Source organism: Pseudomonas sp. ASL4 (genome assembly GCF_056680395.1).
Window position 1 is genome coordinate 3465795 of record NZ_CM155280.1, and the last position, 21895, is coordinate 3487689.

The following is a 21895-nucleotide window of genomic DNA, read 5'->3' on the forward strand; positions in this document are numbered from 1 at the left end:
GATCGGCTTCAGCCTTCTGAGTGATGGCGTATGGCCTTGATGCGCAAGAAGTTGCGCACTCAAATGTGGATAACGCTGTGGATACATCTCTGTGAGTCTTGTTATTCGTTCTGTACAGACGAGTGCGCAAGAAGTTGCGCAGTACTGCGCAACTTCTTGCGCACTTTGTGGGGTGTTGTCCCTTGAAAATTACTCAAGCGATTGAAAAACCTCGGCCATCCCCCCGGTTTACCTGGCCCTCAACTTTTCTGGCACGGACCTTGATAAGTGTTAGGCACCCACCGGGCGATTTCGCCTCCCGGGCACCCTCATTTATTTAGCAAGGAGCACATCCATGGCTACACCAGCGTACATGTCCGTCACTGGCGAAAAACAAGGTCTGATCACTGCCGGCGCGTTCACCGCCGACTCGGTTGGCAACACCTACCAGGAAGGTCACGAAGACCAGGTCATGGTTCAGGCTTTCAACCACGACGTAATCATCCCGCGTGACCCGCAGTCCGGCCAACCGACCGGTCAGCGCGTACACAAACCAGTCGTGATCACCAAGGTCTACGACAAGTCTTCGCCACTGCTGCAAGCTGCTCTGACTTCCGGCGAGCGCATGAGCGAAATCGTTATCCAGTGGTTCCGTACTTCTGCTCAGGGTACCCAAGAGCACTACTACACCACCAAACTGGAAGACGCGATCATCGTCGCCATCAACAACAAAATGCACAACTGCCAGGACCCGTCGAACTCCCACTTCACCCACCTGGAAGAAGTGCAGTTCACCTACCGCAAAATCACCTGGACACACGAAGTATCCGGTACTTCGGGTTCCGATGACTGGCGTCAGCCAGTCGCTTAATCGCGGCTGACCGCTTCACGCATCGGCCAGCTCTGCTGGTCGATGTTGTTTACGCCTTTCCAGAATTTTGCGTCTGCTGACCCCGTTTTCTGGGGCTTTTGGCGAACGCCGCTGCACTGCACGAGGAACAAGGGATGTTCGCGCCGGCCAATCAGACTCACTTTGCCCTGACTATCGAAGGTCTGGATAACGATCTCCAGGTGCTTGCCCTGCAAGGTCGGGAAGCCATCAGCCAGCCTTTTGTGTTTGAGGTGGAGCTGGTCAGTGAACAGCCGTCCCTGGACCTCGAAACGCTGCTGCACAAACCAGCCTTTTTGCAGCTCTCGCCTGGCGGCAGCGGCATTCATGGCCAGATCTATCGCGCCGCCCAGGGTGATTCCGGCAAACGCCTGACCCGCTACGCGGTGACCCTGCGCCCGCAACTGTCCTACCTGGCGCACCGCATCAACCAACGCATCTTCCAGAACCTCACCGTACCGAAAATCGTCGGCATGGTCCTCGAAGAGCACGGCATTCAAAGCAACGCCTACGAATTCAAAGTCGGGGCGATTTATCCCGAGCGCATCTATTGCGTTCAATACGATGAATCGGACCTGCAGTTCATCCAGCGCCTGTGCGAGGAAGAAGGTATTCACTACCACTTCCAGCACAGCGCCACGGCCCACAAACTGGTGTTCGGCGATGACCAGACGGTGTTCCCGAAACTCGCGCCAGTGGCCTACCAGCAAGACTCCGGCATGGTCGCGACTAACCCGGTGATCAAGCGCTTCGACTTGCGCCTGGAAACCCGCACCAGCCGCACCACCCGCCGCGACTACGACTTCGAAAAACCACGCCTGACCCTCGAAAGCGAAAACCGTGGCGACGCCCTGCCCGACCTCGAAGACTACGACTACCCCGGCCGCTTCATCGACCGCGAGCGCGGCAAACACCTGGCCAAACGCGCCCTCGAACGTCATCGCAGCGACTTCCAGCTCGCCGAAGGCCGAAGCGATCAGCCGATCCTGGTCAGCGGCCACTTCCTGGCCCTGACCGAGCACCCGAAAGCCAAATGGAACGACCTGTGGCTGCTCACCGAAATTCTCCACGAAGGCAAACAGCCGCAAGTGCTGGAAGAGTCGGTGACCAGTAACACCACGGCGCTGAAGGACGACTTCCATCAAGGCTATCGCAATCGTTTCCAGGCGACCCCGTGGGACGTACCGAACCGTCCACCACTGAACCACCCCAAACCGCGAATCCTCGGCAGCCAGAGCGCCGTGGTTACCGGACCCAAAGGTGAAGAAATCCACTGCGACCAGTACGGCCGCGTCAAAGTGCAATTTCACTGGGACCGCGAAGGCCAGGCCGACGACAAGACCAGCTGCTGGCTGCGCGTCTCCTCCGCCTGGGCCGGTGCCCACTACGGCGGCATCGCCATCCCGCGCATTGGCATGGAAGTGCTGGTCAGCTTCCTTGAAGGCGACCCCGACCAACCGCTGATCAGCGGCTGCCTGTACCACAAGGAAAACGTCGTCCCCTACGACCTGCCGGCCAACAAAACCCGCAGCACTTTCAAAACCCTGAGCTCCAAGGGTGGCGGCGGCTACAACGAACTGCGCATCGAAGACAAAAAGGGCCAGGAACAAATCTTCCTGCACGCCCAGCGCGACTGGGACGAAAACGTCGAGCACGACCAGAAAATCCGCGTCGGCAACGAACGCCACGACACTGTCGAGCAAAACAGCTACAGCGAATTCAAGGCCGAAGAACACCACACCGTCTACGCCGACCGCAAAGTCGAAACCCGCGCCAACGACCACCTCACCGTGGGCGTTAACCAACACATCAAGGTGGGTACCGGGCAATTCATTGAAGCGGGGCAAGAAATCCACCTGAGCAGCGGCATGAAGGTGGTGCTCGAAGCTGGCAGCGAACTGACCCTCAAGGGTGGCGGCAGCTTCATCAAGATCGACGGCAGCGGCGTCACGCTGAGCGGGCCGGTGATCAACATGAACTCCGGCGGCAGTCCTGGTAACGGAACGGGCGCGGCACCGCTGATGCCGGGGGCATTGAAACAGGCCGATGCGGATAAGGCGGGCGCGGTACTGACCCCGGCGCAGATCAATACGCTGAAACGCAATGCGCCGTTCTGTGAAGAGTGTGAAAAATGCAAGGCAGGTGCTTGTGCGATCTGATCTTTTGACTCCGCAGGCGTGGTTGGCTGAGCGGCCGTTGCAGGTGGGTGAGCGGTTGTATTTGATCGTTAGTGCGGCCAGTGATGCCGAAGCGCTCAAAGCTTTCTACCAGCAAGACATGGCTCCAGAACTGACCCCCATCTGGAGCGGCACGCCTTACGCCGATTGGCAGCCCGTTATGCCCTACCTCGCCGAATTGAAACCCAACGCCGGTTTTCTTCAGTGGATTGCCGAAACCGACGCCCAGGATTGGGGTTGGTTGGCGGTGTCCTCCAGCACCCAGGACGTCGTGTTTGAACATCTTCGCAGTTTGACTCAGGTGTTCATGCCTGACGGAACCGAGGTGTTTTTTCGGTTCTGGGATGGGCGGCACATCTTCCCGATTCTTGAAGGGCTGGGTGCAGGAGCTGGTGAGGTTTTGCCAGTGTTCGACCGCTACCTGATCAATGGCCAGAAACTGGAGGTGGGGCCAAGGGGAGTGCCACCGGCCAAGGCTTGGCCGTGGTGGGAGGTGCCGCAGAAGTTAGTCGACACACTGGCAGAGAAAGACCACACCACCGTCGTCGACAACTTGATGCAGTGGTTGGGAGAGGATTGCCCGGAACTCTTCTTCGCCTTCCCCGAAAGTAACCTGCGCCACAAGGTCGAGCGCTTCGTGCGCCAACAATCCAATACAGAAGATATGGCAGAGCGTCTTGCTGCTGAGCTGACAAAGGAAGTCACGTCATGATTGATCCCATCGGTAATTTGGTTATTCGAGTTCTCGACGCCAAGACCCCAGACGTGAATGTCATTCTCAAGGACTTCAATAATTGCCTAACCGAATACAAGACCTGGGCCGACGGCTTCTGGACTGGCTGGGCAATGGATGTAGATCAGAAGTTCAAGGTGGGCAACGAAGTCAGCGTTACTGAGCGCAAGACCAAGACAGGGCCGGTTGAAACCTTTGCCACCTGCCCGTTGATGGGTGATTTCACACTGATCCATATGTTTGAGAGCGCTCGGTACGTGCCCATCGGCAATACACCGGTCAAGCTCGAACCCGTCAAAAAAGCGATGTTCGGCGGATACGACGTGGTCGGCCCGGTGATTCCTGCGAATATCGGCCCGAGCGGCATTGAAGTTATCAAGGGCTGCAAGCCGGGTCAGATGTACCGCATCACTTTTTTCCCTAATGTTTCTGAAAGCAACGTCAAAGCGCTGTACGACTCATACCAGGGTGTCATCGGCAATCTTGACGGCTGGTTGAAAAGCGAATGGTCGAGTAAGTTCCAGCCGCAGTGGGCGAGCTACTCGGCGACTGACCGGGCGGGTCGCTCGCTCATATTGATGCAGTCTGCACTCGATAGTCTTGAGAAGGCGCTTCTGGGTCTGTGGGATGACATCAAAAGCCTGTTCGAACTATTAGCCGACCCCTTTAAAAATGTGAAAAAACTTCTTCAGTACCTGAGTGAAGAAGAAATCGAGAAACTCTATTCAGCATCGAAAGAAGCGATTGCCACCGGACTGCTGATTCTCAGCGACGAACCGCTGATGTTCATCTACCTCTCAGCCATTATCGCGTGGGTTGGCATGCTGCCGCCGCAAGTCTGTGTGGAAGTAATTACGGCCATCGGCGCTTCCTTTCTGATCAACGTGGTGCTGGGGATCTGCCTATCGGGCGGTCTCGGGCTGGCGATTCGTGTTGGTACAAAAACCTTGGCCAAGGTCCAATCTGGCACAGCGGTAAAAATGCTAGAGGAGCTCGCGGAAAAACTCTTGGCCGCGAGTAAGGGACACGCCTTGAAGGCTCACGGCGAAACCGTGAAACCACTGTTGGCCAGTGCGCAAGGCGTACCGATGGATGCCGCCAAAAAGGCTGCATTGAAAATCGAGCAAGCCACCGCAGCAACAGCAAAAGGTCCTTTGCCAATCACCAACGACACACCTGCCTTGCTGGAAAAAAACGCCTCCGCATTTGCTCGAAAAAAAGCAGAAAAGCAATTCGTCCTGGAGCCAAAGGAAAAGGTCAGCGATGCTCCGGCCCAGTCAAAAACGCCCGACAAAAAAAGCGCAACCAGTGCCGAGAAAACCAGCACCAACAATTGCCCGGTTTCCATGGTTACCGGTGAAGAGCTACTGACGCTGACCGATGGTCAGCTCGATGGACTGCTACCTTTCGAGTGGACTCGCCTTTACCGCACCAGCGCCGCGGAAATTGATTGCGGCCTTGGTTACGGCTGGAGCCATGCACTTGCCCAGCGGGTGGACGTCAAAGATGAAGAGGTGGTCTGGACCGACCACGAAAACCGTATCACCACGTTCCCGTTACCGAGTGTGCAGCGTCCGGCGATCACCAACAGCCTGTCGGAAGCAGCGATTTTCCTTGGTGATGATCCCTCAGAACTGATCCTCACCCAAGCCGGAGAACGTACCCAGTTCTACCACTTTCGTTACAACAACAAGGGCGCCACGCTGATCGCCATCAGCGACAACTACGGCAATCGCCTGCACATCACCCGTGACATTCACGGGCGAATCAAACGCGTCGATAACGGCGCCGGTCGTGCCCTTCTCGTGCGATACGATCGCAAGCACATCGTCGGCATCGACTACCAGCAGTTCATCCCGGCCGACAATCTCGAAGACGCCTGGAGCACCATCCAGACCCTGGTCACCTACAGCTACGACACCCAACACCGCCTGATCGAAGCCAAAAACGCCGCCGGCGAAGCCGAGCGTTATGCCTACAACGACCAGAACGTCATTCTTGAGCGGCAACTCGCCGGCGGCGCCAGTTTCTATTGGGAATGGGAAAAAGAAGGTAAATCGGCGCGATGCATCCATCACTGGGCAAGCTTCTCGCAGATGGACGCGCATTACGCCTGGGATGATAAAGGCAGTGTCACGGTTACCAATGCTGACGGCAGCGAAGAGGTCTACACCCACGACGATAAGGCTCGACTGGTCGCCAAGGTTGATCCGGACGGTGCGGAGCACCTCAAGGCCTACGACGACAAAGGCCGCCTGATCGCCGAAAAAGATCCACTCGGCGCCGTCACCGAATACCAATACAACGAAGCAGGCCGACTGATCGCGGTCATTCCACCCGAAGACACCCCGACCTCTTATGAGTATTACCACGGCTACGTCCGGGTGGTGAATCGTGGCCCGTCGAAGTGGATATATTGGCGCAACGACCAAGGCGATATCACTGAACAAATCGACCCTGATGGTAATTCAACCCACTACAACTATGACCGCCAGGGCCGTCTTCTAGAAATCCGTCATCCGGATGGCAGTCGTCATCAACTGGGCTGGAACAATCTCGGGCAACTGCTTGAAGAGCAACTGCCGGACGGTGGTCAGCGCAAGTACCGCTACGACGCGTTGGGTCGGCAGATCACCCGTCAGGACGAAAGCGGCGCAATCACCCAATACCAATGGGATGCTGCTAACCGCCTGGCGCAAATCACCCTGCCCGGTGGCGCTACGCGCGCGTTCACTTACAACCCATACGGCCGCGTCACCGCCGAGCGCGATGAGTTGGGCCGAGTCACCCGCTACGAATATGCCGACAACCTGCACTTGGTCAGCCGTCGTATCAATCCGGATGGCAGCCAACTGCGCTATCGCTACGACAACGCACGTCTGCTGCTCAGCGAGATCGAAAACGAACGTGGCGAGCACTACCACCTCGATTACTACCCGAACGGACTCATCCAGCAGGAAACCGGTTTCGATGGTCGTCGTACCGCGTACGAATACGATCTTAACGGTCAATTGCTAAAGAAAACCGAGTTCGGCGATGACGGCAGTGAGCTGATTACCGAGTACCAGCGCGATGCCGCTGGCCGCCTGCTGGTGAAAACCCTGGCCGATGGCGAGGAAATTCACTACAGCTACGACGCCCTTGGCCGCCTTGTAAACGTCGACGACGGCCACTGGCCACTCGCTTACGAATACGACCTGCAAGACCGCCTGATCACCGAGCACCAAGGTTGGGGAACCCTGCGTTACGAGTACGACACCGTAGGCCAACTGAAACACTGCCGCCTCCCAGACGGCAGCAAGCTTGATTATCGCCACCAACAAGGCGGTCAACTGAGCAGCATCGACCTCAACGGTTCGCGCCTGACCACTCACCAGTTCAGCGCAGGTCGCGAACAGCAGCGTCAACAGGGTCTGTTGCTCAGCCAATACCAATACGATGAACAAGGCCGCCTGCAAGCTCACAGCGTTAGCCAGCAGGACCGCAACCTGTTCCAGCGTCGCTACGCTTACGATGCAAACGGCAACCTCGCCGGCATCGATGACAGCCGGAAAGGCAATCGTAGTTATCACTACGACCCGCTCGACCGTTTGATCAACGTTCGAGGCGCCACCCCGGAAAGTTTTGCCCACGACCCGGCGGGCAACCTTCTAGGTCAAGGTAACCAACCCACCGCGAACTTGGCCAATGTCAAAGGCAACCGTTTGCTGATGCAGGGCGATCGACATTACGACTACGACGCCTTTGGCAATTTGAGCCGTGAGCGCCGCGGAACAGGACAAAAGCTCGTCACCGAATACAGTTACGACTGCCAGCATCGATTGGTCGGCGTTAGCCTTCCTGGCGGCAGCGTTGCAAGCTACAAATACGATGCCTTCGGTCGCCGTATAGCCAAAACCGTCGACGGCCAAACCACAGAGTTCCTGTGGCAAGGCGAACGCCTAATTGCCGAAAGCGCCAACAATCGCTATCGCAGCTACATCTACGAGCCGGGCAGCTTCCGACCGTTGGCAATGCTCGATGGCGAAGGCCCGCTCAAAGCTGAGCCGTTCTACTACCAACTTGACCACCTTGGCACTCCTCAGGAACTCACCGACTACAGCGGCGAGATCATGTGGTCGGCGAAATACCGTGCCTATGGCAACCTCGCCACCCTCGACGTTGCCGAAATCGACAACCCGCTGCGCTTCCAGGGTCAATACTTCGATGCTGAGACGGGCTTACATTACAACCGGCATCGCTACTACAATCCGGGCACTGGACGGTATCTGACGCCAGATCCAATCAAGCTGGCTGGGGGGTTGAACAACTACCAGTACGTGCCTAACCCTACGGGGTGGGTGGATCCATTGGGGTTGAGCTGCGCTCCCAGCAACTGCCCAGATGACAGGCGATCTGAACTCAATCAAAAATACGGTCGGACAGGGGATATCAATAACGATATCAACGCTCGTGGAAGAAAAGAGACTGCTACAGAGTTCTATCGAACACAAGGTTTTGAAGAGACGAGCATTCCGGGCCACTTGAGCGGAATCGATTTTAATCAGCCAGTAAATGTAGAGACGTTGAATCGAGGTAAAACGGTTTATCAATTTCAATCACCCGGAGCCCCACAAGGCAACTATTATTCTCTGAACCCTGCTACAAGCCCATCAAAGCTCGGCATTGGTCCGCTCGGAGATAATCGCGCAGCAGGCACGGTGGAACTAAAACTGCAAGGCATTTATCGAACGACCGAAAAAACGCCTGTATTGAAATCGACAGCCAAACCGATTGATGATACGTGGTCTGTAAAAGGGATGACGCAACCGTCATCAGGTGGGGGCACTCAAGTCTTTAGCAGCGCTAAAGGCAACTTTGAAAAAACCCAATAATTTATTAAAATCTAAGAGGCTACGAATGAATCAAACTGATTTATATAACATGGCAAGTCGTTGCGGCTTTACGGTAACGGTGTTTTCGGACCATCCAGACTTCTTTTCATCTTGGTCATTAAACATCAGAAAAGACAATAAAAAATACATGATAGAGCACGACGGTAGAGACGGCTGGCTAATGTTCTACCAAGAAAACGAACCAAATAAATTCAAAGAAATTGATAAGAAAATATCTCATACCATGGACGACAATGAAAAAATAAACCAGTGCGAGTCTTGGCTGTTAAGCGTTTAAAAAGTAAAGTCCAGCGAGAGACCAACAAAAAGGGGACAGATTTATTTTCTGTTTGTTCGAAAATAAATCTGTCCCCTTTTCTCTATGCAAAGCCTTGATCAGAAACACTGACGAGCACTTCAAGTGCTATTAATGTTAAACCGGAGACTTCGACTCGCATACCAGAGAATAGACGAAAATGAAGATTGATAAGAGGCTCGAGCTAGAAATAATTGATCTTGTTGACGCACTAGTTAATGGCGATTTTGATAAAATTTCCGCCGAAAACTGGTATGGCAGACTCAACAAACATGATATTGAGGCAAGACTCTCCGAGTACGGCAATACATTGGTATTACCTCCAGCGTCTTTCGTAGAGAAGATAGATACTTATGAGTACAGCGATGGCTCCGGCTTAGCTCTCGATGTATCTCTGTGGACAGAGGGAGAAGGAATGAGCGGCCTGACTCTTTCCCTTGAGTTGATATATGACGGAACAAAAGCGAAGTTTCAAATGGCTGATCTTCGTGTTCTATGAAAACCTGTATGGGGTTCCTCAACAGCTTCAGCTGCAACACTCAAGGCAAAATAGTGATAAGCAGACGTTCACAGAGGACTGATATCGACCTAAAGCTGCCCTTTCGAAAGGCAACAATCGGCCAAAAGCAGACCATGGACACGCAGCTAATACGTCAGTAATGTGTAAAATAATATACTGCTTCCCCCCTTCTTGAAGTCGCGTTTACAGACTCGATTTTTTGATTGCTCAAGGGGTTATGCATAAACATGGAATGTTATGCCAAAAGCCGTTTGGCACCTCAAAGTTTAATTTCAGGAGCGATAAAGTGGAAATCAAGATTGATATATTGGGTTCTCCATCAGCAAAGGACAAAGGAGTTCTGAATGATAGGTTTTCAGAATATCTTCGAATTCAATATCCAAATCTACCACCAGAGTCGGAAGATAAAATATTTATGGTGGTTGCACACAATGAAGTAGGCGACTATATCGGTGCAATAAGCTGTAATTGTTACTGGGATGGCTTAGAAATTGACACCTTTTGGGTTAAGGAGTCTCATCGCGGTAAAAAGGTAGGATCTATGCTTTTGGAAAAAGCAGAAGCGATTGGTGTCAACAATGGGGCAGTAGTTGCATTCTTAAAAACCGTTGATGCTAAACAGTTCTATGAGCGGCATGGGTATGAGATTTATGGTGTTCTTGAGGATCGCCCAATCGGGAGTAACCTGTATCATTTAAAGAAACGTCTAGTAAAACATGCATAACAACTGGTTCAAACCGTTCGCTTCGCTCAATGGGACGGGCTAAAGCCCCCCTTTACCAAATGCTGGTCAGAGTCCGCTTTGGGGTCGTTTTCTGTCCTTTGTGGCGGGCAGAAATCGGCCAAAATTGGTCATTATCCAAGTGAGACGGCCCACTCAAATCTTTGCTGGACATGTGCCCACTCCGGCTCATTCCTGCTCTTCAGTTGACGACGAACGGTCCCAGCCGAAGTCTTCACTTTGGAAATCTGGGAGGCTGGAGAATGAATTCACTTAAACTCGTCGTGGGAATACTGGCCTTAGGCTTTTGGTTTTCTTCATTTTTTGTCTGGAAGTACTTTGATGCTCACGGGCTGAGAACAGCGGATCCTCAAAGTGGAAAAATCTACCCGCTGGATACGCACGGGTCGGTTGTATATCTAACGTTCCGTGAGCATTACTTTTTGTACGGTTTGATCATCGCTGGCATAGCGTTCTTCGTGATCAGCGTTGTTTTTTATTTTGTTGGGAGCAAGCGACCATAGTTTGTTCGTTCAAGTTGGGTTCGGTGATCTAAATCAGTGACGCACGAGAAAGCGCGCAGAAGTACTCAGAGTGATGGTGCCTATCGATTTTGGTGAGCACCATTTCGGCTCTTGGGATCTTGGCAGGTTAGAGAAGCCACCTACCGCTACTTTCTGATCGCTATCTGCCAGGTATTGATCGACAGCTTTGGGTCCAGGCTGTGTGAAAACTCCCGCAATTGTCTAATCTTCTGATCGTCGAGATCGTAGCGGGGGCGATCATGAAGCGATTTATTGAAGGTGAGGCTCGGACGCAAGTCACCTTGCTGCCGGAGTGTCTGGACGATTACGTGGCCGAAGAAAATTCAGTGCGCGTGGTCGATGTTTTCGTCGATGAACTCGACTTGGGCGCACTTGGTTTTGAGGGCGTCGATCCTGCCGCAACGGGTCGTCCGGCCTATCACCCAGCGGTGTTGCTGAAGATCTATATCTATGGCTATCTCAATCGGATTCAGTCCAGCCGCCGACTTGAACGTGAGGCCGAGCGCAACGTCGAGTTGATGTGGCTAACGGGGCGTTTGGCTCCGGACTTCAAAACCATTGCCGACTTCCGCAAGGACAACGGCAAAGCCATTCGCAGCGTATGCCGCCAGTTCGTAGTTCTTTGTCGCAACCTCAATCTCTTCTCTCAGTCGATCGATCGCCATCGACGGCAGCAAATTCAAAGCCGTCAATAATCGCGACCGCAACTTCACTCAGGGTAAGGTGAAGGCACGTATGCAGCAGATCGAACAGAGCATTGATCGATATCTGGCGGTGATGGATTCGGCGGATCGGGCAACGCCCGAAGTGGCCGAGGCCAAAGCAGAGCGGCAGAAAGAAAAGATAGAAACACTGAAAAAGCAGATGCAGAAACTCAAAGAAATCGAGGCGCAGCTCCACGAAAGCCCAGACCAGCAGATCTCCCTCACAGACCCAGATGCACGCTCAATGGCCACGAGCGGCCGAGGCACCGGAACGGTTGACTACAACGTACAAACGGCTGTCGACGACAAACACCATCTGATCATTGCCCATGAGGTGACCAACGTTGGTAATGATCGTGGGCAACTGAGCAATATGGCGAACCAGGCGCGTGAAGAAATCGAGGCTGAATCGCTAACGGTGGTGGCCGACCGAGGCTATTACAAAGGTCTGGAAATCCTCGCTTGCGAGCAAGCCGGCATCACTACTTTCGTGCCGAAACCCCTGACATCGGACAGCAAAGCCGAAGGCCGATTTGGTAAGCAGGACTTCATCTATCTTGCGGCGTCGGACGAGTATCGATGCCCTGCGGGGCAGTTACTAACCAGGCGACATTCGTCGACGGAAGACGGCATGTTATTGCATTGTTATTACTTCTCAGGCTGCCAGTCCTGCGCAATGCAAAAGCAATGTACGACGGGTAAGGAGCGCCGTGTGAAGCGCTGGGAACATGAGGCGGTAATCGACGCGATGCAGGTTCGGCTGGAGCATGACCCGGGGAAGATGAAGGTTCGCCGCCAGACTGTTGAGCATCCTTTTGGAACGCTCAAATATTGGATGGGAGCCACCCACGTCCTGACCAAAACGCTTCCGCGGGTAAGTACCGAAATGAGCCTTCATGTGCTCGCAACCTCAAACGAATGATGAGCATCTTCGGCATCGCAGGACTGCTTGAGGCGATCAGGGCGTGAACCCAGCCGCTTGGCTCGCCAGTTAGTAGCCGTTTGGGCCGCTGACGCGGCCCAAACAGCATTACGAACGTCTATGTAGCTGACTAGGGCAAATCGCGCTTCCGTCTGCTGGTTTCGCAGACAACGCCCGTCGTTCTCAACTTTCGACGTATTCAGTGCGTTTTCACACAGCCTGGACCCACAGCAGACATTCATGTAAGCCGATTGAGCGGACTATGAAAGCCGTCCGCTTCAACCGGCCACCCTTTGATCATGCCATCTAGGTTCTGGTTAACGCCAACCCGAGGTAGCTCTTATTCAAGCCTTCGTGCTGCGCGGTGAAAGCTCTCCATCTGCTTTTGAGCATCTCCTGTCAGCTCACAATTTATGCCGAGCTGCATACAGACAGATCATTTCCATCGCGAGCGCTGCTGCCGCCAACGCTGTGATTTCGGCATGATCATAGGCAGGGGCCACCTCAACCACGTCCATGCCGATCACGTTGATACCGCGAAGGCCGCGCAGAATCTCGAAGGCATGGAACGTAGACAAACCGCCACATACCGGGGTGCCGGTACCGGGTGCAAATGCCGGGTCCAGGCAATCGATATCGAAGGTCAGATACACCGGGTGGTCACAGACTCGCTCACGAATCATGCGGGCAATATCTTGAGCGCTGGTGGTGTTGGCTTGACGTGCATCCACGACCTGGAAGCCCATCACATCATCGTTGGTCATGCGCTGGCCAATCTGGATGGATCTGGAGGGATCAACCAGACCTTCCCTCACCGCGTGATAGAACATCGAACCGTGATCGATGCGCTTTTCCTCACCATCATTTTCGGTGTCATGGTGAGCATCAAAATGGATCATGGACAATGGACCATGCTTGGCGGCATGGGCTTGCAGCAACGGATAGCTGATGAAGTGATCACCCCCCAGGGTCAACATCGCAGCGCCGGCCCCCAGAATGTGATCGGCGTGCGCCTTGATGGCGGCCGGCGTCTCTTGAGGTAGGCCATAGTCGAAGGAGCAATCGCCAAAATCAACGCAGGCCAGCACGTCAAACGGATCAAAATCCCATGGCCAGTGCCGCGTCCAAGCGGATTGAACGGAGGCCTCACGAATGGCGCGTGGTCCGAACCGACTGCCCGGTCGGTTGCTGGTCGCTGTGTCGAAAGGCACGCCGCTGATGACCAGGTCTACGCCACGAAGATCCCGGCTATAGCGGCGGCGCATGAAGCTGGTGATACCGCCGTAAGTCGATTCTGCGTCGGTGCCATACAGGCTGGTACGGGTGATCGCCTGATCGGTTGGATTACTGTTTTCCATGGAAATACTCAACGTTGACTACGAAAGGTGGACCAGACCCGTGTGCGCTCACGCATGAGTTGCAGGGCCATGGGTTCTTCGCCGAATAAGGTGTTGCGCACGGCAGCGGAGGGATAGATGCCGCTATTTTCGGCAATGCTTTGATCTATCAGCCGGGTGGCCGCCGTGTTGGCGTTGGCGTAATACAAGCTGTTGGTGAGGTCGGCGAGAGACTCCGGTCGAGTGAGGAACTCGATGAAGGCCCGGGCCTCTTCCGGGTGAGGTGCATCGGCCGGGATGGCCAGCGTATCGATCCAGTTGAGGGTGCCCTCGCGGGGAATGACGTAATCGATGTCGAACGGTTTTTTTGCGTTCTCAGCCATAATCCTAGCCAGGACTGCATCGCCGCTGTAAGTCAGCGCGAGGCATATATCCCCGTTGGCCAAGTCACTGCTTTGCGTGCCCGTGCCGATGTAACGCACTGATGGATGCAGTTGCGTGAGTAGCGCCTGCACCGCTTTCAGGTCTCCCCGATCCTTGCTATACGGCGATTTACCCAAGTAGTGCAGCGCCATACTGATCACTTCTTGCGGCGCATCGACGATCGAAACGCCACACTCTTTGAGCTTGCTTGCGTATTCGGGTTTGAATAGCAGGTCAAAGCTGTTCAAGGGAGCATCGGGGATCCGCTTCTCGATCTCCTTGCGGTTGATTGCCAGTCCTGTGGTGCCCCAGGTGTAGGGCACCGCGTAAAGATTGCCTTGATCGACAGTAGTCAACTGCGACAAGAGCACAGGGTCCAGTTCGCCGAGTCGCTGGGTCTGCTGAATGCCGCTCGGTTGCAGGGCTTTGGCTTGGAGCAACCGATCCAGCATGGCGATGCTCGGAACGACGACGTCATAGCCGCTGTGCCCGGTGAGTAACTTGGTCTCCAGCACGTCGGCGCTATCAAAGGTGTCGTACTGGACCTTTATTCCCGTTTCCGCCTCGAAGGCCTTAAGGGTTTTGACCCCGACGTATTCCGCCCATCCATAGAACTGGACGACCCGTTCAGCGGCTGACGCAGGTAATGCCAAAGCGACCAGTATCAGTGCAAGCGTGACCCTCATGATTGGCACCCTCCGAACTCATAATGGTTTGGGAGAGGCTGATCTGTTTGCGGTATCGCATGTTTTCGATGTGCCTGTATGACTTTCATAGGGGGCGCTCTTTGAATTGTTGTTTTTTGGCTCGACTACCCCACGATTGTTGTTGTTGCCCATGCGCCAATCAATCTATATAAATTACCGAACAAACTTACAATAAAACTAAACGGTTGAACGCTATGTCCTTTCCACCCTTGCATGCTTTCCGAGTGTTTGAATGCGTCGCACGATTGGGCCATGTCGGTGCGGCGGCCGCCCAACTGCATGTGACCCCCGGTGCTGTCAGCCAACAACTCAGGACCTTGCAAAGTTCGTTAGGCATCGACCTGTTCTACAAACAGGGTCGCCATTTGGTGCTGACGCAAAGCGGGTTGGCGTTGCAACGTTCGGTGGCCCGTGGCATCCACGAAATAACCGAAGGCGTGCGCCAGATAGCGCAGGAGCACTTCAAAGAGCCACAGGCCAAGGTGCTGACGATTTCTACCGAACCGATATTTGGCGCGACTTGGCTGATGCCTAGGCTTTTCGCATTTCGAGCCGAGCATCCTCATATACAGCTTCGGGTGATCAGCGCCGACGAACTGGGCGAGGTGGACTGGCGCAGAGCGGATATCGCCGTGCTCTATGACGCGCCGATCTGGGACGGTTTCTGGTGGCGCCCACTGCAACCTTTGCATATGTTTCCAGTCTGTTGTCCGCAATTGTTGCGTGGCCCGCATGCCTTACGGCAACCATCGGATCTGATTCATCACCGGCTCTTGCATGAAGACGACGGCACGCAATGGCGACGCTGGCTGCTTGAAGCCCGGTTGCCGTATCCAGGGGACGCGGACGTCCATTTTGAAGATTTTGGTATCGCGCTACAGGCTGCGCGGGATGGGTACGGGGTAGCGTTGAGTGATGAAATCAACTCATCGAGGGACTTAATGGAAGGGCGGCTGGTGCAGCCGTTCTCAATGAAAGTCCCTGCCGCAATGGATTACTACTGTATTTGCAACGAAGAAAGTCGAGGTGTTCCCGAGATCGTGTTGCTGATCGACTGGCTTATTGAGCAAGCGAAGGCCACTCCATCAAACTGACTATCTACGATGGATCGTCGTTTGGAGGCGCTCACGAATGACCGTTTTTGGCCGTTTTCTGCCTGTGGTGACCGGCTGAAAACGGACCCATTGCGCACTTTCGCGCTGCATTTCCCGTCGATCACAACGGAGTTGTAAACTGACCGCTCAAAAGGCGTTGCCTCATTGAACGCCCCAACGGCAACGACCGCTCAATTTACGAACACAAACAAGAGATCCTCATGGCAAACCACGACATCACCTTCACCCCCGACCCTGACGCGGATTCCATTTCCTCGGACGTCGCCGGTTTCGGCGGCCTGTTGGTCTCCACCCAGATCCCGACCCGCGCCGACGGCAGTCTGGAGCTGGGCGGCATCATCGAGCAGAGCGAATGCACCTTGCAGGCGCTGAAGGTCGCGTTGGAACGTGCCGGCAGTTCCATGGACCGAGTCATGCACCTGACCATTTACCTCACCGACATGGCTGACCGCGCCGCGTTCAACGAGGTTTACAACCGTTTTTTTGCCAAGCCGTGGCCGGTCCGCGCCGCTGTTGGCGTGGCATCACTGGCCGTTGAAGGTATGCGTGTTGAAGTCACCGCGATGGCGGCCAAGGGCTGAGTCTGCGGGTTGGGATGCTGTTGCCGAATGCAATCAATCGTCTTTTAACCAGCGAGCAGCGGAGTCGGCGGTCGTTTCAGGTCCCGTGTTAAAGGCGATTGATGCGTTGGGCGCAGCTTTGTGCACGGCGTTAATGACGACTTCGAACAGTGAAAGACTTTTTGGCGGCAGGCGCAGGCCGGCGCCGATGACTACACAATCGTAGGTCGTCGTTGCCAGCTGTTTCTCCAGCAAGGGCCCGGCGGTTTTGTCGGGTGGGATCAAGCACAGGTCGGCGTGCCAGCCCCGGTCTTCCATGGTCGCCATGCCAATCGCTATGCCTGCATGTATCTTTTCGGCATTAAAGCCAGGAGGTAAGGCCGGATCAGAGAAGTCGACGGTTTCTGGCGTCTGTCCGATAAATAATATCTGTGTCATGTGAGTTCACTCCACGTTGACGCAAAAGCCAGAGGCGACTCATTCGAGCCGCCTCTGTTCATTGGTTACCCGCGCCTGGGCAGTTTCCAGCCTGGCCGGATGAAGTGACAGGTGTAGCCGTTGGGCAAGCGTTCGAGGTAGTCCTGGTGTTCCGGTTCGGCTTCCCAGAACGGGCCGGCCGGGGTGATTTCGGTGACCACCTCGCCGGGCCAAAGTCCAGAAGCGTCGACATCGGCCACGGTGTCTTCGGCGATCTGTTTCTGCGCCTCGCTGAGGTAGAAGAGGGCAGAGCGGTAGCTGGCGCCCATATCGTTGCCCTGGCGATTCTTGGTCGTTGGGTCGTGGATCTGGAAGAAAAACTCAAGGATCTGGCGGTAGCTGATCTGCTGCGGGTCGAACACGATCTCGATCGCTTCCGCGTGGTTACCGTGGTTGCGATAGGTCGCATTCGGCACATCGCCGCCTGAATAACCCACCCGCGTGGAGAGCACGCCGGGGAAACGTCGCAGCAGATCCTGCATGCCCCAGAAGCAGCCACCGGCCAAAATGGCGGTTTCGGTTTGCGTCGTCATGGATGGTCATTCCCCTCAGTGAAGTGGCGCGTTACTGATTGATGGTCGGGCTGTTGAACTGGTCGGAGTAACTGCCGTCCATGAGCGAGGATGCCACCCGATCCGAACCTATTCCACTGCGCGAGTATGCAAGACGAGCAGATCCGACGTGATTGGTGCCATCGGATGCGACTGCGCCTGCACCGACGTGATCGGCCCCATCCGCTGCGACTGCACCGGCCCCGACGTGATCGGAACCATCCGCAGCGACTGCGCCGGCCCCGACGTGATCGGACCCATCCGCTGCGACTGCGCCAGCCCCGACGTGATCGGAACCATCCGCCGCGACTGCGCCAGCTCCGACGTGATCGGAACCATCCGCCGCGACTGCGCCGGCCCCGACGTGATCGGAACCATCCGCCGCGACTGCGCCAGCCCCGACGTGATCGGAACCATCCGCCGCGACTGCGCCGGCCCCGACGTGATCGGAACCATCCGCCGCGACTGCGCCGGCCCTGACGTGATCGGCACCATCCGCCGCGACTGCGCCGGCACCGACATGGTCGGAACCATCCGCAGCGACGGCCCCGGCCCCGACGTGATCGGCACCATCCGCCGCGACTGCGCCGGCCCCGACATGATCGGCTCCATCTGCCGCGACGGCCCCGGCACCCACATGATCAGCCCCATCCGCCGCCAAGGCTCGCGCCTGCGCAGCCCAGGCTCCGGGCATTACCACCGCCGCCGCGAGCGCCAATACAACGCCTGAAAAAAGCTTATGTTTCATGATGTTCTCCATAACCCATCAGCCACAAAGCCATTGAGCACGGCCGGTCGTTTGATCCAGGGAGACACGACGCACGGGCTCGGACTGATTACGTTGGCGATTGGCACGGGTGCGCCGCACAGCGCACAGGTGTCGACGTGTTGCATGACACACAGATAACCAACTCAATAGTATAGATCGCCAGTGGCGACTGGCCTGAACCGGTGACCATCGGACATCGCGCGCTTCGGTAATCAGCATCGAGAGAATCGCCGCACAGGGGATGTCCTACTCGATCCACACGCATTGGGTCTGCATTTACGCGCACAATGCTGACGCGACGCTGACTCGGGCCAAGTATCCATTTCGGCCCCAACGCAAAGGACGGCCCTGTGAATACCCTCGTTGTTTTTAAACCGCTATTCGACACCCTGAAGTGGCTGCTACCGCCGGTGCTGCTGATCTGGGTTCTGATAAAACTGCTGAAAACGCCCTGGTTTAAAGGCTGGTTCGGTGAACTATTGGTAGTTTTTTTTGCACGCTATTGTCTGGATCGCCAGATCTACCGCCGCTTGCATAACGTGACACTCGACACTCCGGATGGCACCACGCAGATCGACCATGTGTTCCTTTCACCTTTCGGCGTCTTCGTGCTGGAGACCAAGAACATGCGCGGCTGGATCTTTGGCAGCGAAAACCAGGCGCAGTGGACGCAACAGATCTTCAAGCAGCGTTTCAAATTCCAGAACCCGACGCGGCAGAACTACAAGCACTTGAAGGCATTGGAGGTAGCACTGGGTATCGGGCCAGAACATCTGCATTCGGTCATTGCCTTTGTCGGCGCGAGCACCTTCAAGACCGAGATGCCCGCCAACGTCACCCAAGGCATGCGCTTCATCCGCTACATCAAATCCTTCCAGCAACCGGTGTTCAGCGAGGAGGAGGTGAGGGCGATGCTGCTAGCCTTGCAAACCGGGCGTCGAGCGCCAACGCTGGCGACCGGGCGGGAACATGTGCAACGACTTAAGCAGCGCAGTGATCCGATGGCGTTGCGCCAATGTCCACGTTGTGGGAGTGCGTTGGTGGTTCGTGCATTCAAGAGTGGCCCGAAAATCGGTCAACAGTATTGGGGGTGTAGTGCATTTCCCAAGTGTCGGACCATGCAGCCGATTGTCTAGCGGACGCCTGCCGGCCAATTCTTTTGGCTGAATTGGTCACGGCAGTCGTCGATTGCTTATTGGCGCACTAAAAAAATACAGCTATCCATTGCCGGAGATTGACATGCAACTCAGCCGCGCCAATCTGGCGGACTTCATCTACTTCCTGGCCATCGCCCGTCATCAGAGTTTCAATCGTGCTGGCCTGGAGATGGGCATCAGTGCTTCTGCGTTGAGCCATGCGATCAAAGGCCTGGAAAGTCGGCTTGGGGTCCGCCTGTTGAATCGCACCACACGCAGCGTAACGCTGACCGCCGCAGGCGAGGAGTTGCATGCGCTGATCAGCAAACCCATCGATGACATCGGCCAGGCGATGGAAGTGCTCAATCGGTTTCGCGACGCGCCGGCGGGGCGCATTCGCCTGAACATTCTGAGTGATGCGGCGGATCTGCTGCTGGGCCCGGTGCTGCCGATTTTCAACGAGCGCTATCCGGAGATTGAGATCGACCTGACGGTTACCAACCGCATGATCGATGTCATTGGCGGCGGTCATGATGCGGGTATCCGCTACGGTGGCACGGTACCGGAAGACATGATCGCCCAGCGTCTGTCGCCGGACATTCGTTGGGTCGTCGCGGGCTCGCCGGATTACCTGGGTCGCTTTGGTGTGCCGCTGCACCCTCAGGACTTGATCCGGCATCGGTGCTTGCGCATACGGTTGGGCAATGATCGCATGTACGACTGGGAGTTCGACAAAGGCACCGAGCACCTGGCAATCGCTGTGCCCGGCGCAATCACTATCGACGAAACCCGTGTCGGTCTGTCGCTGCTACGCCACGGCGCGGGGTTGATGTATGCGCCCGAACCGGTCATCACGCCACTGGTCGAGCGCGGCGAGGTCCAGCGTGTACTGGATGACTGGTCCAGTCTCGCACCGGGTTTTCATATGTACTATTCAAGCCATCGGCAACTGCCGATGGGGCTGCGCTTGCTGATTGATCTGATCCGCGAAATGAAGCCGCTGGGGGAGTAGAGGTCGACCAGACCTTTTCTCCTGCTTGAAAGGACGATTCAACAGCCTACTTAGTCCACGAACAGACGGCCCCGAGACCGCATGAAGCGATGAGCATGGCTCATCAATCTCACCTCGCATCAAGATCCTCCTGCACACCCCTCAAGACACTGCGCTTGACTGATTGATGAGCGCTGCTCATCGACGCATCTCGTTTCCCCCCGGTATTCATCGCCGCCGGTGTTGGTTAGCGTGCACTGCATCAGATCTATTCAAACGTGATGTTGAGGAATGTATTGATGAGTTTTTCATTTGAAAATCAGGTCGCACTCGTCACCGGTGCCGCCTCCGGTATCGGATTGGCGACAGCCAAGGCCTTTGCCCAGGCCGGTGCGTCGGTCGCTTTGGCGGACGTGAACGGGGAGGCGGCGCGGGCTGCTGCCGAGGAATTGGTTCGCGCCGGTTTTAAGGCCATTGGCATCCGTTGTGATGTCGCCGACGTCGATCAGGTCGAGGCCATGGTCAAGGAGACCGTCGCCACCTTCGGGCGTCTGGACGCAGCATTCAACAATGCCGGCATTCAAAACATCCTGGCGGAAATGGCTGACGCTACCGTCGACGATTACGACAAAGTCATGTCGGTCAATCTTCGTGGCGTGTGGAGCTGCATGAAGTTCGAGTTACTGCACATGCGCCGGCAGGGCAGCGGAACCATCGTCAACTGCTCGTCTCTCGGTGGGTTGGTGGGCGGCGCCGAGCGAGCCAACTATCACGCCGCCAAGCACGGCGTCATTGGCCTGACCAAAAGCGCAGCGCTTGAATATGCGGCGCGCAACATTCGGGTCAATGCCGTGTGCCCAGGGCTGATCTGGACGCCGATGGCCGATCAGATGGTCGCCGCAGGTCAGGGCGAAGCGCTTGAGGCGATGGTCAAGAGTGTGCCGATGGGCCGCCATGGCCGACCTGAAGAAATTGCCGATGCCGTCCTGTGGCTGAGCAGCAATACCTCAAGCTTTGTCACCGGCCAGTCGATTTCCGTCGATGGCGGATTCGTCATGCGTTAAGCAAGGGCGGGTGCCCCACCGAGGTTGGGCGCGGCAGGAAGCGGCTTCGGCTTGAATGAATTGTCAGGCCGCGTCCTCGTGGTAGGTGCCATCGGAATGCCTGGCCCAACCAGATTTGTAGATTCCGCTGGTGCTTAAGCTCTACAGATCAGCTCTCAGCGGAAACGACTGAGTCATCACTGGATTCAGCCGCCAGTTTCAATCGGTCAGCTTTACTAACGTATTTAGTCTTGCTTTGCGGTGCCAATTTGGCACTCGCCTTTTTGGCTTTAGCCTTAAATAACTGCTGTAGTTTTTTTTGACGATTCATGTCTTTCTGCTCAGCGTGTAAAAGCCTGGATGATATCAGCTCAAAGATTAAATCCCAGAAAGACAATGATGGACT

Annotated in this window: 19 protein-coding genes and 1 pseudogene; 15 read left to right on the forward strand and 5 right to left on the reverse strand. The window is 55.5% G+C overall.

Annotation, left to right across the window (positions count from 1 at the left end; translation table 11 throughout):
- Positions 1-334 precede the first annotated feature (334 nt).
- From AC1MEW_RS15575 to AC1MEW_RS15615, 9 genes and pseudogenes are all read left to right on the forward strand, one after another.
- Positions 335-850: an Hcp family type VI secretion system effector gene (locus tag AC1MEW_RS15575; protein WP_017338154.1), complete on the forward strand. Its 516-nt coding sequence runs from the start codon at positions 335-337 to the stop codon at positions 848-850.
- Positions 851-984: 134 nt separating this feature from the next.
- The gene (locus tag AC1MEW_RS15580; protein WP_480426859.1) at positions 985-3027 is read left to right on the forward strand and encodes a type VI secretion system Vgr family protein; all 2043 of its coding nucleotides are present in this window, start codon (positions 985-987) and stop codon (positions 3025-3027) included.
- Positions 2972-3757 carry a DUF4123 domain-containing protein gene (locus AC1MEW_RS15585; RefSeq protein ID WP_207200319.1) on the forward strand — a complete coding sequence of 262 codons (786 nt, stop codon included), beginning with the start codon at positions 2972-2974 and terminating at the stop codon, positions 3755-3757. The genes AC1MEW_RS15580 and AC1MEW_RS15585 overlap by 56 nt, the downstream gene beginning before the upstream one ends.
- Positions 3754-8652, forward strand: a complete 4899-nt coding sequence (locus AC1MEW_RS15590) for a polymorphic toxin type 46 domain-containing protein (protein WP_480426863.1) — start codon at positions 3754-3756, stop codon at positions 8650-8652. The genes AC1MEW_RS15585 and AC1MEW_RS15590 overlap by 4 nt, the downstream gene beginning before the upstream one ends.
- A gap of 25 nt (positions 8653-8677) precedes the next feature.
- Positions 8678-8950, forward strand: a complete 273-nt coding sequence (locus tag AC1MEW_RS15595) for a hypothetical protein (protein WP_480426865.1) — start codon at positions 8678-8680, stop codon at positions 8948-8950.
- A gap of 178 nt (positions 8951-9128) precedes the next feature.
- Entirely contained in the window at positions 9129-9467 is a 339-nt protein-coding gene (locus AC1MEW_RS15600; RefSeq protein WP_480426868.1) for a DUF7668 domain-containing protein, read from the forward strand.
- Positions 9468-9774: 307 nt separating this feature from the next.
- On the forward strand, positions 9775-10212 hold the full coding sequence (locus AC1MEW_RS15605; protein WP_480426870.1) for a GNAT family N-acetyltransferase: 438 nt from the start codon (positions 9775-9777) through the stop codon (positions 10210-10212).
- A 260-nt stretch (positions 10213-10472) separates the two neighbouring features.
- Positions 10473-10733 (forward strand): hypothetical protein, encoded by a 261-nt coding sequence (locus AC1MEW_RS15610; RefSeq protein WP_480426873.1) that lies wholly within the window; start codon positions 10473-10475, stop codon positions 10731-10733.
- A gap of 260 nt (positions 10734-10993) precedes the next feature.
- Positions 10994-12427, forward strand: a pseudogene (locus AC1MEW_RS15615) (IS1182 family transposase).
- A 357-nt stretch (positions 12428-12784) separates the two neighbouring features.
- Here AC1MEW_RS15615 and speB read toward each other — a convergent pair.
- Together speB and AC1MEW_RS15625 are read right to left on the reverse strand one after the other, a co-directional pair.
- Positions 12785-13738 (reverse strand): agmatinase, encoded by a 954-nt coding sequence (gene speB, locus AC1MEW_RS15620; RefSeq protein WP_323570164.1) that lies wholly within the window; start codon positions 13736-13738, stop codon positions 12785-12787.
- Between the two features lie 8 nt (positions 13739-13746).
- The gene (locus AC1MEW_RS15625; RefSeq protein ID WP_480426876.1) at positions 13747-14826 is read right to left on the reverse strand and encodes an extracellular solute-binding protein; all 1080 of its coding nucleotides are present in this window, start codon (positions 14824-14826) and stop codon (positions 13747-13749) included.
- A 215-nt stretch (positions 14827-15041) separates the two neighbouring features.
- Here AC1MEW_RS15625 and AC1MEW_RS15630 point away from each other — a divergent pair, with 215 nt between their 5' ends.
- A complete protein-coding gene (locus AC1MEW_RS15630) occupies positions 15042-15941 on the forward strand; it encodes a LysR substrate-binding domain-containing protein (protein ID WP_480426879.1) in 900 nt (299 codons plus the stop codon).
- 221 nt (positions 15942-16162) lie between these two features.
- Positions 16163-16543 carry a RidA family protein gene (locus AC1MEW_RS15635; RefSeq protein WP_480426882.1) on the forward strand — a complete coding sequence of 127 codons (381 nt, stop codon included), beginning with the start codon at positions 16163-16165 and terminating at the stop codon, positions 16541-16543.
- Between the two features lie 33 nt (positions 16544-16576).
- Here AC1MEW_RS15635 and AC1MEW_RS15640 read toward each other — a convergent pair whose 3' ends face one another.
- Both AC1MEW_RS15640 and msrA read right to left on the reverse strand, forming a co-directional pair.
- Positions 16577-16960: a hypothetical protein gene (locus AC1MEW_RS15640; protein ID WP_201255011.1), complete on the reverse strand. Its 384-nt coding sequence runs from the start codon at positions 16958-16960 to the stop codon at positions 16577-16579.
- Between the two features lie 65 nt (positions 16961-17025).
- Entirely contained in the window at positions 17026-17532 is a 507-nt protein-coding gene (gene msrA / locus AC1MEW_RS15645) for a peptide-methionine (S)-S-oxide reductase MsrA (protein WP_201197187.1), read from the reverse strand.
- Positions 17533-17680: 148 nt separating this feature from the next.
- Between msrA and AC1MEW_RS15650 the strand changes: the two genes are divergently transcribed.
- The 4 genes from AC1MEW_RS15650 (at position 17681) to AC1MEW_RS15665 (ending at position 21510) form a co-directional block, all read left to right on the forward strand.
- Complete coding sequence (locus AC1MEW_RS15650; protein WP_480426885.1) at positions 17681-18280, forward strand: hypothetical protein; 600 nt, start codon at positions 17681-17683, stop codon at positions 18278-18280.
- Between the two features lie 428 nt (positions 18281-18708).
- Positions 18709-19455 carry a nuclease-related domain-containing protein gene (locus AC1MEW_RS15655; protein WP_207204082.1) on the forward strand — a complete coding sequence of 249 codons (747 nt, stop codon included), beginning with the start codon at positions 18709-18711 and terminating at the stop codon, positions 19453-19455.
- Positions 19456-19558: 103 nt separating this feature from the next.
- Positions 19559-20467, forward strand: a complete 909-nt coding sequence (locus AC1MEW_RS15660; RefSeq protein ID WP_480426888.1) for a LysR family transcriptional regulator — start codon at positions 19559-19561, stop codon at positions 20465-20467.
- Between the two features lie 278 nt (positions 20468-20745).
- A complete protein-coding gene (locus AC1MEW_RS15665; RefSeq protein ID WP_201197191.1) occupies positions 20746-21510 on the forward strand; it encodes an SDR family NAD(P)-dependent oxidoreductase in 765 nt (254 codons plus the stop codon).
- A 148-nt stretch (positions 21511-21658) separates the two neighbouring features.
- Here the strand turns inward: AC1MEW_RS15665 and AC1MEW_RS15670 are convergent, their stop codons facing one another.
- Positions 21659-21820, reverse strand: a complete 162-nt coding sequence (locus AC1MEW_RS15670; protein WP_201255020.1) for a DUF2986 domain-containing protein — start codon at positions 21818-21820, stop codon at positions 21659-21661.
- Between the last annotated feature and the right edge of the window lie 75 nt (positions 21821-21895).